The following is a 12,937-nucleotide window of genomic DNA, read 5'->3' as shown; positions in this document are numbered from 1 at the left end:
TCAGCCCAGCTGGATCGACCGCTTGGCGAGCCCCATCCAGAACCCGTCGATGACGCTGCGCTGGCTGCCGAGGTCGGCCTCACCGGCGCCGAGGGTGACGAAGAGCGGGGCGAAGTGCTCGGTGCGCGGGTGGGCGAGCCGTCCGGCGGGGGCCTTGCGCTCGAAGTCGAGCAGCGCGTCCAGGTCATGGGCGTCCAGGGCGCGCCGGCCCCAGTCGTCGAACTCGGCCATCACCGAGCTGATCCGGCCGTCGTTGCTGAGCGCCCGCAGGTTGTGGGTGAAGAAGCCGCTGCCGACGATCAGCACGCCCTCGTCGCGCAGCGGGGCGAGCCGGCGGCCGATCTCCAGCAGTCGCTGCGGGTCGAGCGTGGGCATGGAGATCTGGAGGACGGGGATGTCGGCCTCCGGGAACATCTCCACCAGCGGGACGTACGCGCCGTGGTCGAGGCCGCGGTCGGGGATGTCCTGGACGGGCGTGCCGGGGGCGCGCAGCAGCTTGCGGACGCGGTCGGCGAGCGCCGGTGCGCCGGGAGCGGCGTACTGGACCTGGTAGTAGTGCTCGGGGAAGCCCCAGAAGTCGTACACCAGCGGCACGGTGGTGACGGCGCCGAGGGCGAGCGGTGCCTCCTCCCAGTGGGCGGAGACCATCAGGACGGCCTTGGGCCGGGGCAGGTCGGCGGACCAGGCGGCCAGTTCGCCGGGCCAGACCGGGTCGTCGGCGAGCGGCGGCGCGCCGTGCGAGAGGTACAGGGCGGGCATACGCTCGGGGGCCGCGGTGCTCATGGCGTCCTCCTCCTGGGTCGAACGGAACGGGTGGCTCAGAAGAGTAGTTCAAATTTGAACCTCTACTCGCTGACCGTACACCTTCGTTCGAATTTGAACAACAGGAGTAGACTTCACCACATGTCCACACTGAACGAACCCCGCTGGCTGGACCAGGACGAGATGGCTGCCTGGCGGGGCTTCGTCGTCGCGAGCAACCTGCTCAACCGCCGACTGGAGCGCCAGCTCAAGGAGGACTCCGGCCTCTCGCACCAGCAGTACGAGATCCTGGTGCACCTGTCCGCGGCCCCGGCCCACGCGCTGCGGATGACCGAACTCGCCGACAAGCTGGTCACCTCCAAGAGCGGCCTCACCTACCAGGTCACCCAGCTGGAGCGGATGGGCCTGGTCGCCCGCCGCTCCTGTCCCAGCGACGTGCGCGGCGTCATCGCCGAACTCACCGACCAGGGGCGGGAGTCGCTGCGGCAGGCCGCACCCGGGCACGTCGCCCTGGTCCGCGAGCTGCTGATCGACGTGCTCACCCGCGAGCAGCTGGCCGTGCTCGCCGAAAGCCTCGGCGAGGTCAGTGCCCGGCTGCGCCTCGACGACACACCCTGAATTCCTGAAGCCCCGAGCCCCTCAGTCGGTCCCCCCCCCGCGCCGCTCCCCGCAGCAGCAACTGCCGCTCCCGTTCGGCGATCTACCGAGCCGGAGCCGGAGCCGGAGCCTGAGCCCGGGCCCGGGCCGGCTGCGGGGCGCAGAGCAGGGCGGTCCGCAGGTCGAGCCGGTCCCGCAGCCTGGCCAGGCTGCGGCCGGTCAGCTCCTCGATCCGGCGGATCCGGTAGTGCACGGTGTTGACGTGGATGCACAGCGCCTCGGCCGTCCGCGCCCACGAGCCGTCGTGGTCCAGGAAGACCGCCAGGGTGCCCAGCAGCGAGACGCTGTTCTCCCGGTCGTGGGCGGCCAGCGGGGCCAGCAGCCGGACGTGGAAGGCGGCCGTCACCTCCGGCGGGATGCCGCGCAGCAGTCCGTCCAGCGAGTCCAGTTCGGCGGCGCTGCCGACCGGGCCGGCCGAGCCCTCCAGGACGTAGCGGGCCTGCACCAGCGCCGCCCGCAGTGCGGCGGGGGCGGGCGGGGCGGCCGGGCCGACGCCGACCCGCAGGGTGCGCCGGCCGGTCAGCCGGCTCTGCAGCGCGGGCCGGGCCCGGCGCAGCCGTTCGGCGACCTGCTCGACCGGCGCGGCGACCAGCGCGGCGGACCGCCCGTCGCGGTCGGTCCCGGCGGCGTACGGCGCGCCGAGCGAGTGCAGTGCCTCGGCCAGTGCGTGCGCCGCCCAGGCGGCGGGCGGGCCGTCGCCCGGCGCGGCACCCGCCTCGCCCGCCCGGCCGCCGTCGATCCGCGCGGTGACCGCCACCAGCGACTCGGCCCCGCCCAGCCCGCAGGCGGCGAGCGGCTCGGTGAGCCCGGCCTCCCCGGCGAGCGCGTCCAGTAGCCGCCCGGCGGCCCGGCGCCGCGCGCTCGCGTCGGCGTGGGCACGGGCGGCGAGCGGGGCGAGCAGTTCGGCCAGGGACTGGAGCGCCGGTTCGGCCGCCGCCGAGCGCAGGTGCGGGCGCAGCCGCCAACCGTCGAACGGCGAGCCGTCCTGGGGCCCGACGGGCAGCCCGGTGTCGCCGCGCCCGGCGGGCGGGACGGATGCGGCGGTGGTAGGTGCGGCATTGGCGGGTGCGGGTGCGGGTGCGGCGGTGGCGGCGACGGCCCGGCCGCCGGCGGTGGTGATCGAGCAGTCCGGGACCCCGAGCCGGCCGACCGCGTGGGCCAGCACCTCGCCGGCCCCGGCGTCCGCGTGCAGCAGGTCGAGCAGCTCGTGCCGGACGGTCTCCGGGATTGCCGCGGTGTCCTGGGCGCCGACCCGCAGGTCCCCCCAGAGCCGCAGGTAGACGCGGTCGGTGACGGCGCGGAAGCTGACTCCGGCGGGCACCGTCAGCAGCGGGATGCCGTGGGTGCGACAGGCGTCGGCGAGGCTGTCCGGGACGCTGCCGTGGGTGCCCTCGCCGGCCAGCAGCGCCGCCACGCCCGCGCTGCGCAGGGCGGTGGCGAAGCGCAGCGCGCCGGAGGCGTCGGCGGGCCGCCACCAGACCAGGCCGGTGAGGACGAGTTCGCCGGGCTGGAGGTAGCGGGCCGGGTCCTGGAGGTCGGTGGAGCTGAGCCCGGTGACCGGGCGGTCGAGCAGGTCCGGGGTGCCCCAGGCCAGGCGGATGTCCAGGTCGTCGAGGTGCAGCAGGTCGCCGACGATCATCTCTCGCTCATCTCGCTCTCGCCCTTGCGTGCCGCGCCCGGCTGTGCCTCGCAAGTGCAAGGTTCAGGTGCTCTTGGGCATCGTAAATGCAAGTCATGCGGCAGTGATTCTTCTTGTCGGATCATCCAGCGTGGGCCCCTCGGCGGGTGTGCGGAACCAGTCGTCCACCCGATTGCGGTGCTGCTTCCAGCGGTTTCCGCCGGCTTCGATCGGCTTCCGCCGGTGCGGGGCGCGTCGAGCCGTCTCCTCGGACATGCCCGCCCGTGCCATCGCAGCTGCTGGCGGTAAGCGGCTTCACCCATCGCAGATACCGCTGAAATCATCCTTTCGGTGCCGCAGCTGCGAATGCCCGGGCCCTCCCTCGGGTAACCCCCTCCCGGGTCGCGGCGGCGCGGCCCGGGAGGAGGGAGCGCCATGACCCCGTCGAGCCCCACCGTCCGGTTGCACGGCCACTTCGACCGGCCCGCCGAGCTGTCGGTCGACCAGCTGCGCGCCCTCCCCGCGCACCGCGTCGAGGTCAGCTTCGACTGCCTGGCCGAGGGCGAGCAGCGGCACGACTACGAGGGGCCCGCGCTCTGGGACGTGCTGTGCGCGGCCCGGCCCCGGATCGACTTCTCCGGCCGCAAGCAGCGGCTGCGCTTCCTGCTGTCGGTCAGCGGCGCGGACGGCCACCGGGCCGTCGTCTCCTGGGCCGAGATCGACCCCGACTTCGGCGGCCAGCGGATCCTGCTGGCCACCAGCATGGACGGCGCCCCGCTGGACGCCGCCGGCCCGCAGCTCGTCGTCCCCGACGACCACTGCGGCGCCCGCTACGTCAGCGGGGTCACGGCCGTGTGGCTCGGCCCGCTGGGTGAACCGGAGGCCTGAGCCCCGGCCGCGGGCGGGCCTTGGCCCCGCCCCGGGGCCCGCTCTCGGCGAGTGCTTCGCGGTGGAGCATCGTCGCTGCTCGGAGGGGGTGCGGGCGATCGCGGGGAATACCGGAAAACAGCTCGCCGGATGCCTGTTTCCGTGCCAACATGCCCCATATGGGGACGATTCTGCACGGCACCCTGGTGACCCTCCGCACCGCCGACACCGACGACATCCCGGCGCTCGCGGCCATCCGCGGCACGCCCGAGGTGTTCGCCCGTTGGCGGGGCGGTGACGACCTCGCCGACGCCGTCGCCAGCGACCTGGAGGAGCCCGACACCGAGACCCTCGCCGTCGAGGTGGGCGGGAAGATCGTCGGCGCCATCCAGTGGTACGCCAACAACGACGACGAGTACCGGCACGCCGGCATCGACATCTACCTCGACCCGGAGGTCCACGGCGTCGGCCTCGGCGCCGACGCCGTCCGCACGCTGGCCCGCCACCTCGTCGACCACCACCACTACCACCGGCTGATCATCGATCCGGCGGCCGACAACACGGCCGCGATCCGCTGCTACGCGAAGGTCGGCTTCCGCTCCGTCGGCACCATGCGCCAGTACGAGCGCGGCCCGGACGGCACCTGGCACGACAACCTGCTGATGGACCTCCTCGCGGACGAACTCCGCTGACCGGTGCGCCCGCGCGGTGGTGGGCGGCCCGGCAGCGCCTCGACCGAACCGGAGCGCGCGTGACGCGGAGTCAGATCGCGGCTGCGCCCGCGGTCGCCCGCTCCGGCGCCGGGCACCCGCAGGTGCGTCGCAGCACCAGCCGGGCCGGGAAGGTCCGCGCGCCGGTGGAGCGCCGCTCGGCCCCGCCGAGGACCAGGTCCACCGCGGCGCGGGCCATCTCGTCCTGCGCGGTCGCGACGGTGGTCAGCGCCGGGCCGGCGATCACCGCCTCGGCGATGTCGTCGAAACCGGCCACCGCGAGCTGCTCCGGCACCCGGATGCCCAGGTCGTCGGCGGCCCGCAGCAGGCCGATCGCCTGGTCGTCGGTCGTGCAGAACACGGCGGACGGCCGGTCGGGCCGGGCCAGCAGGGCGAGCGCCTCGGCGTGCGCCCGGACGCGGTCGAACGGCGCCGGCACCAGCCGCCCCTCGGTCGCCAGCCCGGCCTCGGCCAGCGCGGCGGCCCAGCCGGCCGTCCGCCCGGTGACCGGGTCGTGCGGGCTGAGCGCGAGGGTGCCGCCGAAGCAGTGCACCTCGGCGTGGCCGTGCCCGAGCAGGTGCCGGACCACCTCGCGGGCGCCGCCCTCGTCGTCCGCCACCACCGCGACGCCGTCGGCGGTCTCCGCCCGGTGGTGCAGCAGCACGACCGAGGTGCCGTCACCCACGTCGAAGCCGGTGAGCCCGGGGGTGGCCGGGTCCTGGGTGACCAGGATCAGCCCGTCGACCTGCATGCCGAGGAACGCGCGGATGTAGTGCGCCTCGCGCTCGTCCACGTAGTCGGAGTTGCCGATCAGCAGGAGCCGGCCGTGGTCGGCGGCGGCCTGCTCGACGGCGTGCGCGAGCCCGGCGAAGAACGGCTGGCGGGCGTCCGGCACGACCATGCCGAGCAGGTTGGTCCGCCGCCGTGCCATCGCCTGGGCGACCCGGTTGGGGCGGTAGCCGAGCTCCTCGACCGCCGCGAGCACCCGCGCCCGGGTCGCGGGCGCCACCGGCCGCGGCCCGTCGTTGATCACATAACTCACGACCGCCGTGGACGTCCCCGCCACCCGCGCCACATCGTCCCGTGTCACCCTCGCCATGCCCGCGAGCCTACACAGCGCCTCCGACGGCTCCGGGCTGCCGTCGCCGCCGGACGCCCGCCGCGGTCAGTACGTGTGGTCCGCGGTGATGTCCGCCGAGAGGCCGAGGGCCTGTTCGGCGGGTCGCCCGCGCAGCGCCAGCAGGGTCTGGGCCAGCGCGTCGACGGCGGCCAGGTGGGCGAGCCGGCTGGCCGTGGTCTCCAGGCCGAAGACCAGGTCCTGCCCGCCCGCGACCAGGGTGTGGGTGGCCGTCTCGGTGAGCGGTGAGCGGGCGTAGCTGGTGAGCGCGACCACGGCCGCCCCGGCCGCCCGGGCCCGGCGCGCGGCGTCGATCACCAGCGGGGTGGCGCCGCCGTGGCTGACCGCGAAGCAGACGCCGCCGGGCGGGAGCTGGGCGGCGGCCAGCTGGGCGGTGAGCGGGTCGGCGGGGGCGTCGACGCGCAGGCCGAGCGCGCGCAGCCGGTAGGCGAGGTCGAGTACCACCGCGCCGGACAGTCCGGAGCCGACCAGTACCACCTGGCCGGCGCCGGCCAGCACCTCGGCGGCCGCCCGCAGGTCGTCGGCGGTGAGCGTGGCGGTGATCCCGTCCAGGGCCGCGCGGGCGGCCCGCAGGGTGTCGGCGAGGGCCCGGGCGGCCGGGTCGCGCGCGTCGTCGGCGGGGGCCGGGGCCGTGGCGGGGGAGTGCCGGGCGGCGGCGATCTTCAGCTCCTGGTAGCCGCGGAAGCCGAGCCGCTGGCAGGCCCGGACCACGGAGGAGGGGGCGGTGCCGGCCAGTGCGGCGACGTCGCTGACGCTCAGGTGCACCAGGCCGGCGCCCCGGTCGAGCACCACCTCGGCCACCCGCGCCTCGGCGCCGCGCAGGTCGCCGAGCCGGGCCCGGATCCGCGCGGCGAGCTGGGACTCCAGGGGCGTCATGTCGGAATGTCCTTCCATGGCGCTAGGGTAGCGTGGAATTCGGTTCCAGGCCGTGCCGGATCGCCGGAAGGCCGTCGGAGGGGAGCTTCGCCATGTCCGAGATCGTGCCGGCCGTGCCGGTGGCCGTGCTCGCCGCGGCCGGGCTGCACGCTGTCTGGAACGGCCTGGCCCACCGGATCGCGGACAAGCTGGTCGGCTTCGCGCTGATCAACCTGACCTACACCGCGTGCGCGCTCGCCCTGGTGCTGCTCAACCCGCTGCCGGCGGCCTCGTCCTGGCCGTACCTGCTGGCCTCGGTCGCCGTCCAGACGACGTCGACGGTCCTGCTGCTACGCGCCTACCAGCTGGGCGACTTCGGGCAGATGTACCCGATCGCGCGCGGCTCGGCGCCGCTGCTGGTGGCCCTGCTGTCGGCCACCGTGCTCGGTCAGCACCCGGGCGCGGGCGAGCTGCTGGGCGTGGTGGTGATCTCCTGCGGCCTGATCGGGCTGGCCTTCGCCAAGGGCGTCCCGGGGCGGGCGCAACTGCCCGCGCTCGGGGCCGCCGCCGGGACGGGCGTGATGATCGCCGTCTACACGGTGCTGGACGGCAGCGGCGTCCGGCACGCCGGGACGGTCGGCGGTTATGTGGCCTGGCTGTTCCTGTTGCAGGGGCCGACGCTCGCGCTGATCGCCTGGGCCCGGCGCGGCCGTTCGCTGCTGACCGGGGTCGGCAAGGTGGTGCCGGTGGGGATCGCGGGAGGCGTGCTCTCGCTGACGGCCTACGGCCTGGTGGTGTGGGCGCAGTCCCGGGGGGACTTGGCGACGATCGCGGCGCTGCGCGAGACGAGCATCGTGATCGCCGCCCTGATCGCCACCGTGGTGTTCCGCGAGCGGCTCGGCCGTCTGCGGCTGAGCGCCAGCCTCACCGTGTTGGCCGGGATAGCCGTCCTGGAGCTGGCCCGGCCGTAGGCCCTGTCCGGCCGATCGCGGGCCGATCCCCCCGAGACCGGCCGGACAGGGCCCGGTGGCCGTCAGCCCTTCTCCGGCACGATCACGGTCAGCGCGGTGCTCAGCAGCTCGAAGCCCAGGGACTCGTAGAGCCGGCGGGCCGGGTTGCCGTCGGTGACGGCCAACTGCACCTCGACGAGCCCGCGTTCGGCGGCGTCGGCGAGGGCGCGGCGCAGCAGGTCCGCGCCGAGGCCCCGGTAGCCGAGCTCCGGGTGCCGGAAGACGTCGGCGATCCACGGCAGGCCGCCGCGGTCGGTGAGGACGATCCCGGCCACCACCCGGTCCTGCGCGTCCACGGCGAGCAGGCTGGACGGCAGCACCGGCCCGATGACCTCGCCGGCGAGCAGCGGGGCGATCCGTTCCGCCAGCGCCTGCCGGTCGTCGCCCGCGAAGTGGTCCGGGTGCCCCGGGGCGAACGCGGCCCGCCAGGCCTCGAACAGGTCCTCGGGCGCGCGGTCGCAGGGCACGGCCCGCAGGCCGCCGTGCAGCGGGGCCCCGGTCCAGTCGGCGGGCGGCGGGTCGGCGACCAGGTCGCGCCGCATGGCGTGGGCGTGCCGGAGCACGGTGGCGCCGTGCTCCAGCAGGGCGAGGCCGAATTCGGGCGTCCCGGAGACCACCCACCCGGCCATCTCGGTGCGCACGAACTCCACCGGGTCGATGCCGCCGGTCTCGTCCACCACCTCCAGCAGGTCGGCCCAGGGCCGGCCCTCCCGCTCGCCCGGGAGGTAGCGCACCACCGGTACGCCCTCGCCGTTACGCCCGATCATCAAATCCGTCTCGGTCACACCAAGCCCCATTCGTACGGTCGTTCGTCCGCTGTCATGGTCGACGAGAGCGCTCCCGGGGGCAACCGAATTGTCAGGCCACCACCGCGGCGCGGACGCAGAGCACGTCCGGCAGGTGGGAAGTCAGCAACGACCAGCTCTCGCCCTCGTCGTGGCTGCCGTAGACGTCGCCGGTCCGGTTGCCGAAGTAGATCCCGGCCGGTTCGGCGTCGTCGGTGCGCAGCGCGTCGCGCAGCACGATGCCGTAGTGGTCCTCGCCGGGCAGGCCGTCGGCGAGCGGCTGCCAGCTGGTGCCGCCGTCGGTGGTGCGGAAGACCCGGCAACGGTGGTCGGGCGGGATGCGGTCGTCCGCGCCGCTGAGCGGGAACAGGTAGGCGGTGTCGCCCCGGCGCGGGTGGGCGGCGACGGCGAAGCCGAACGCGGCGGGCAGTCCGTCGGCGACGGAGCGCCAGCTCGCGCCCCAGTCGTCGCTGCGGTAGACACCGCCGTGGTTCTGCAGGTACAGCCGGTCGGGGTCGACGGGGTCGGGGGCGATCTTGTGCACGCACTGGCCGAACTCGGGGTACTGGCCCTCCTCCGGGAGGAACTCGGCGCGCAGACCGGTGTTGGCGGGCTCCCAGCTGTCGCCGCCGTCCTTGCTGCGGTAGACGCCGCCGGTGGAGACGGCGACCAGCAGCCGCTGCGGGTCGCGGGGGTCGGTGACGACGGTGTGCAGGCCCTGGCCGCCGTAGCCGGCGCCCCAGTCGGTCCGGTGCGCGTGGTTCCAGAGCGACTCGACCAGGCGGAAGGTCTCGCCGCCGTCCTCGGAGCGGAACAGCGCGGCGGGCTCGGTGCCCGCGTAGACGACGCCGGGGGCCTCCGGGCCGGCCGGCTGGAGCTGCCAGACCCTGGTGAGCGAGGCGCCGGTGGCTTCGGGGAAGCGGATCGCCGGCCGCGGCGGCTCGTACCAGGTGGCGCCGAGGTCGTCGGAGCGCCAGACGGAAGGCCCCCAGTGGCTGCTGTCGGCGCCGACCAGCAACCGGGTGCGGCCGTCGCGGCGGTCGATGGAGACGGAGTAGATCGCGTTCATCCGGAAGTGCGGCCCGCTGAACTCCCAGTCCAGCCGGTCGCGGCTGCGGCCGAGAAAGAGGCCCTTCTCGGTTCCGACGGCCAACAGCACTTCGGTCATGCCCCACACCACCTGGTGACGAGTACGGCCCCCCGGGACGGCCCCCGGCGCCCAGTGTCCCGCCGTCCACCGGTGGCCACATCTCGCCGCGCCCGATCACCCGGAAGGCCCGCTCACCAGGAAGGCCCGTGCGTCCGGCTCACCCGTGCGTCCGGCTCACCCGCCCGGCTCACCCCCGGCAGCCCTCCAGCAGCCGCAGCCACACCTCGCTGATCGTCGGGTAGGAGGGCACGGCGTGCCAGAGCCGGTCGATCGGCACCTCGCCGACCACGGCGACGGTCGCCGAGTGCAGCAGTTCGGCGACCCCGGGGCCGACCAGGCAGGCGCCGACCAGCACCTCGCGGTCCAGGTCGAAGACCACCCGGGCCCGGCCGCGGTAGTGGTCGCCGTACAGCGAGGCCCCGGCGACGGCGCCGAAGTCGTGGTCGACGGCCTTGACCCGCAGACCGGCCCCTTCGGCCGCCGCCAGGGTCAGTCCGACGGCGGCGACCTCCGGATGGGTGAACACGACCTGCGGCGCGCCCGCGCTGTCGGCCGACGCGGCGTGCGCGCCCCAGCGGGAGGTGTCCAGCGCACGCCCCTGGGCGCGGGCCACGATCGCCGCGCCCGTGATCCGGGCCTGGTACTTGCCCTGGTGGGTGAGCAGCGCCCGGTGGTTGACGTCCCCGGCGGCGTACAGCCACTCGCCGTCGACGCCGAGCACGGTGCAGCTGTCGTCCACCTCCAGCCAGCCGCCCGGCTTCAGCCCGACCTGCTCCAACCCGACGTCGGCGGTGCGCGGGGCCCGTCCGGTCGCGTACAGCACCTCGTCCACGGTCAGCCGCTCGCCGCCACCGAGCGTCAGGACCACCGGCCCGGCGCCGTCCGCCCGCTCCAGCGCGGTGGCCTCCGTCCCGAACCGGAGGTCCACCCCGGCCTCGCGCAGGCCCTCCGCGACCAGCTCGCCCGCGAACGGTTCCATCCGCGGCAGCAGGTGGTCGCCGCGCACCAGCAGCACCACCTCGGAGCCGAGCGCCCGCCAGGCGGTCGCGAGCTCCACCCCGACCACGCCGCCGCCGACCACCGCCAGCCGCCCGGGCACGGCCGGAGCGGCGGTCGCCTCCCGGTTGGTCCACGGGTGGGCCTCCGCCAGCCCCGGCACGCCCGTGGGCAGCACGGGACGGCTGCCGGTGCACACGGCGACGGCGTGCCGGGCGGTGAGCACCCGTTCGGTGCCGTCCTCGGCCTCCACGGTGACGGTCCGCACGCCCGCCAGCCGGCCGTGGCCGCGCACCAGCTCGATGCCGGCGTCCCGCAGCCACTGCACCTGGCCGTCGTCGTTCCAGTGCGAGGTGAAGGAGTCCCGCCGGGCCAGCACCGCGGCCGGGTCCAGCCGCCTGCCGCCGACCGCCTCCCGGGAGCCCGCCACCGCGCGGGCCTCGGCCAGCGCGGCCACCGGGCGCAGCAGCGCCTTGCTCGGCATGCAGGCCCAGTACGAGCACTCGCCGCCGACCAGTTCGGCCTCAACGACGACCGTGCGCAGCCCGGCGGAGGCCGTCCGGTCGGCGACGTTCTCGCCGGTCGGGCCGCCCCCCAGGACGATGACGTCGTACTCCTCGGCGCTGCTGGTCATACCCGGTCCTCCGTGGTGTCGATGGCCACCCCGGCCCGCAGGGCCAGGGTGACGGGCGTGTGGTCGCGGACGTCGAGCAGCCGGGCGCGCCGGGCGTCGGCCGGCGCGCCGGTGAGGGCGACCTTCCGGGAGGTCGGCCCGCGGCTGCCGTTCGTCTCGTACCCGAGCCTGACCCGAACGGCCTCCGGCGGCCACTTCTCGCGCTCCGCGTGCATCCGCAGGGGCTCGCCTTCCCGTGGGATCCGGCCCCCGGCCGGACGGGCGCCGGGCCGCGTGCCCGGCGCCGTGCCCATCCTGCGACGCCGGCGGGGCTTCGCGCAGTCGAACCCGCCGACGGGCCCGAGTCGAGGGCGGGTGGGAGCCGAGGGCGGGTCAGAGCGCCGCGAGCTCGGCCAGCACCGCCGCCGTGTCGGCCGGGCGGGAGAACATCGGCCAGTGCCCGGTGGGCAGTTCGCGCAGCTCCCAGTTCGGCCCGTCGAGCCCGGCGAACCACGGGTGCCCGGCCGTGATCATCGCCTGCACCTGGGCGAGCGGGAAGGAACAGGTCACCAGCGCCTGCGGCAGCGCGGCCGAGGCGCCCGTCAGCCGCAGCCGGTCCCGGTACGCCCCGGCCGGGTGCGGGGTGGCCCGCTCGCGGATCCGGGCGAGCGCGGCCTCGTCCAGGCCCTCCACGTCGGCGCCGTCGGCGGCGAGGTCGGCCCAGGAGGGCATCGGGAGGCGGCCGTCGACCACCGAGGCATCGGCCGCCGCACGGTGGTCGGGCTGCCAGAGGTCGTACAGCGAACCGCCGTCGATCATCGGGCCGCTGTCCAGGTAGACCACCCGGCGGATCCGCTCCGGCATCCGGTCCGCGATACCGCCGGCCGGGGCGCAGGCACCGCTGTGCGCGACCAGCACCACCTCCCAAAGGTCCTCGCGGACCAGCAGGTCGGCCAGCGCGGCGATGTGCTCCGCCAGCCCGATCGGCTCGGCCTCGCCCGCGCGCTCCGCCAGCCCGGGCAGGGTCACGGGGTGGACGGTGTGCCCGGCGGCGCGCAGCGGCGCGGCGACCTCGTCCCAGGCCCAGGCGCCGAGCCAGAAACCGGGGACCAGTACGAACGTGCTCATGGTGGGTCGCTCCTCGCGGTCGGGCGGGATCTCCGTCGCGGACGACTCTAGGACCGACCCCGGCCGGACTTCGTCCGGATTTCCGAGCGGCCGGGCCCGGGGAGCGCGACTCCCCGGGCCCTCGGACGAACGGACGCCCGGACGCCCGGGCGGGTCAGGCCTGGCCCCCGGCCGCCTGCTCCTGCGCCACCTTGCGCTTCACCTCGGCCATGTCCAGCTTCCTGGCCTGGCCGATCAGGTCCTCGAACACCGACTCCGGCAGCGCACCGGCCTGCGAGAAGACGAGCACGCCCTCACGGATGATCGCCAGCGTGGGGATCGACTGGATCCCGAACGCGGCGGCCAGCTCCACCTGCGCCTCGGTGTCCACCTTGGCGAAGACGAGGTCCGTGTGGCGCTCGGCCGCCTTCTCGTACACCGGGGCGAACTGGCGGCACGGCCCGCACCACCCGGCCCAGAAGTCGATGAGGACGAAGTCCTGGCCCTCCGGACCCGGGACGATGTCGTCGAAGTTCTCCTTGGTCAGCTCGACCGTGCTGCTCATCTCGCGATTCCTTCCCTTCCGGAGGCGGCGCTACCGATCACGTGCTCGCGACAACCGCGCGCCCCGACGGGGTATTCCGCGGCCGCGCGCCGGTGGCCGCCTCT

At 75.2% G+C, this 12,937-nt stretch carries 13 protein-coding genes and 1 pseudogene; 4 read left to right on the top strand and 10 right to left on the bottom strand.

Annotation, left to right across the window (positions count from 1 at the left end; all coding sequences use genetic code 11):
• Nucleotides 1–783 (bottom strand): class III extradiol ring-cleavage dioxygenase, encoded by a 783-nt coding sequence (locus AB0P03_RS27470; protein WP_363631404.1) that lies wholly within the window; start codon nt 781–783, stop codon nt 1–3.
• Nucleotides 784–912: 129 nt separating this feature from the next.
• On the opposite strand from AB0P03_RS27470, the gene AB0P03_RS27465 reads away from it, so the two are divergent.
• Nucleotides 913–1,380 (top strand): MarR family transcriptional regulator, encoded by a 468-nt coding sequence (locus AB0P03_RS27465; protein ID WP_063350998.1) that lies wholly within the window; start codon nt 913–915, stop codon nt 1,378–1,380.
• A gap of 82 nt (nt 1,381–1,462) precedes the next feature.
• Here AB0P03_RS27465 and AB0P03_RS27460 read toward each other — a convergent pair whose 3' ends face one another.
• Nucleotides 1,463–3,058: a PucR family transcriptional regulator gene (locus tag AB0P03_RS27460; RefSeq protein WP_363631403.1), complete on the bottom strand. Its 1,596-nt coding sequence runs from the start codon at nt 3,056–3,058 to the stop codon at nt 1,463–1,465.
• A 414-nt stretch (nt 3,059–3,472) separates the two neighbouring features.
• Between AB0P03_RS27460 and AB0P03_RS27455 the strand changes: the two genes are divergently transcribed.
• On the top strand, nt 3,473–3,925 hold the full coding sequence (locus AB0P03_RS27455; protein ID WP_363631402.1) for a molybdopterin-dependent oxidoreductase: 453 nt from the start codon (nt 3,473–3,475) through the stop codon (nt 3,923–3,925).
• 158 nt (nt 3,926–4,083) lie between these two features.
• Complete coding sequence (locus AB0P03_RS27450; RefSeq protein ID WP_363631401.1) at nt 4,084–4,596, top strand: GNAT family protein; 513 nt, start codon at nt 4,084–4,086, stop codon at nt 4,594–4,596.
• A 70-nt stretch (nt 4,597–4,666) separates the two neighbouring features.
• On the opposite strand, the gene AB0P03_RS27445 is transcribed toward AB0P03_RS27450, so the two are convergent.
• Complete coding sequence (locus tag AB0P03_RS27445) at nt 4,667–5,713, bottom strand: LacI family DNA-binding transcriptional regulator (protein ID WP_063346980.1); 1,047 nt, start codon at nt 5,711–5,713, stop codon at nt 4,667–4,669.
• 66 nt (nt 5,714–5,779) lie between these two features.
• Nucleotides 5,780–6,646, bottom strand: coding sequence for a MurR/RpiR family transcriptional regulator (locus AB0P03_RS27440; protein ID WP_363585649.1), 867 nt, complete (start codon nt 6,644–6,646; stop codon nt 5,780–5,782).
• A gap of 74 nt (nt 6,647–6,720) precedes the next feature.
• Here AB0P03_RS27440 and AB0P03_RS27435 point away from each other — a divergent pair, with 74 nt between their 5' ends.
• On the top strand, nt 6,721–7,578 hold the full coding sequence (locus AB0P03_RS27435) for a DMT family transporter (RefSeq protein WP_363631399.1): 858 nt from the start codon (nt 6,721–6,723) through the stop codon (nt 7,576–7,578).
• A gap of 62 nt (nt 7,579–7,640) precedes the next feature.
• Here AB0P03_RS27435 and AB0P03_RS27430 read toward each other — a convergent pair whose 3' ends face one another.
• The 6 genes and pseudogenes from AB0P03_RS27430 to AB0P03_RS27405 form a co-directional block, all read right to left on the bottom strand.
• Nucleotides 7,641–8,402, bottom strand: coding sequence for a GNAT family N-acetyltransferase (locus AB0P03_RS27430; protein WP_363631397.1), 762 nt, complete (start codon nt 8,400–8,402; stop codon nt 7,641–7,643).
• Between the two features lie 73 nt (nt 8,403–8,475).
• Nucleotides 8,476–9,570 carry an exo-alpha-sialidase gene (locus AB0P03_RS27425; protein WP_363631395.1) on the bottom strand — a complete coding sequence of 365 codons (1,095 nt, stop codon included), beginning with the start codon at nt 9,568–9,570 and terminating at the stop codon, nt 8,476–8,478.
• A 169-nt stretch (nt 9,571–9,739) separates the two neighbouring features.
• Nucleotides 9,740–11,182: an NAD(P)/FAD-dependent oxidoreductase gene (locus tag AB0P03_RS27420; RefSeq protein WP_363585645.1), complete on the bottom strand. Its 1,443-nt coding sequence runs from the start codon at nt 11,180–11,182 to the stop codon at nt 9,740–9,742.
• Complete coding sequence (locus AB0P03_RS27415; protein WP_363631394.1) at nt 11,179–11,397, bottom strand: hypothetical protein; 219 nt, start codon at nt 11,395–11,397, stop codon at nt 11,179–11,181. The genes AB0P03_RS27420 and AB0P03_RS27415 overlap by 4 nt, the downstream gene beginning before the upstream one ends.
• Before the next feature lie 157 nt (nt 11,398–11,554).
• The gene (locus tag AB0P03_RS27410) at nt 11,555–12,289 is read right to left on the bottom strand and encodes an alpha/beta hydrolase (RefSeq protein ID WP_363631392.1); all 735 of its coding nucleotides are present in this window, start codon (nt 12,287–12,289) and stop codon (nt 11,555–11,557) included.
• A 154-nt stretch (nt 12,290–12,443) separates the two neighbouring features.
• A pseudogene (locus AB0P03_RS27405) lies at nt 12,444–12,845 on the bottom strand (thioredoxin domain-containing protein); the annotation flags it as partial.
• Nucleotides 12,846–12,937 lie beyond the last annotated feature (92 nt).

It is taken from the genome of Kitasatospora sp. NPDC088779 (genome assembly GCF_040685395.1).
GTDB lineage: Bacteria > Actinomycetota > Actinomycetes > Streptomycetales > Streptomycetaceae > Kitasatospora.
The sequence above is the reverse complement of the archived record's forward strand: the minus strand, read 5'-3'. Positions and strand labels throughout refer to the sequence as shown.

Bases quoted from the DNA above. Each gene is read 5' to 3' on its own strand.
- AB0P03_RS27445 (WP_063346980.1), bottom strand. From the start codon at position 5,713: ATGGCGAGGGTGACACGGGACGATGTGGCGCGGGTGGCGGGGACGTCC.
- AB0P03_RS27470 (WP_363631404.1), bottom strand. From the start codon at position 783: ATGAGCACCGCGGCCCCCGAGCGTATGCCCGCCCTGTACCTCTCGCAC.
- AB0P03_RS27410 (WP_363631392.1), bottom strand. From the start codon at position 12,289: ATGAGCACGTTCGTACTGGTCCCCGGTTTCTGGCTCGGCGCCTGGGCC.
- AB0P03_RS27450 (WP_363631401.1), top strand. From the start codon at position 4,084: ATGGGGACGATTCTGCACGGCACCCTGGTGACCCTCCGCACCGCCGAC.
- AB0P03_RS27420 (WP_363585645.1), bottom strand. From the start codon at position 11,182: ATGACCAGCAGCGCCGAGGAGTACGACGTCATCGTCCTGGGGGGCGGC.
- AB0P03_RS27440 (WP_363585649.1), bottom strand. From the start codon at position 6,646: ATGGAAGGACATTCCGACATGACGCCCCTGGAGTCCCAGCTCGCCGCG.
- AB0P03_RS27455 (WP_363631402.1), top strand. From the start codon at position 3,473: ATGACCCCGTCGAGCCCCACCGTCCGGTTGCACGGCCACTTCGACCGG.
- AB0P03_RS27415 (WP_363631394.1), bottom strand. From the start codon at position 11,397: ATGCACGCGGAGCGCGAGAAGTGGCCGCCGGAGGCCGTTCGGGTCAGG.
- AB0P03_RS27460 (WP_363631403.1), bottom strand. From the start codon at position 3,058: ATGATCGTCGGCGACCTGCTGCACCTCGACGACCTGGACATCCGCCTG.
- AB0P03_RS27425 (WP_363631395.1), bottom strand. From the start codon at position 9,570: ATGACCGAAGTGCTGTTGGCCGTCGGAACCGAGAAGGGCCTCTTTCTC.
- AB0P03_RS27435 (WP_363631399.1), top strand. From the start codon at position 6,721: ATGTCCGAGATCGTGCCGGCCGTGCCGGTGGCCGTGCTCGCCGCGGCC.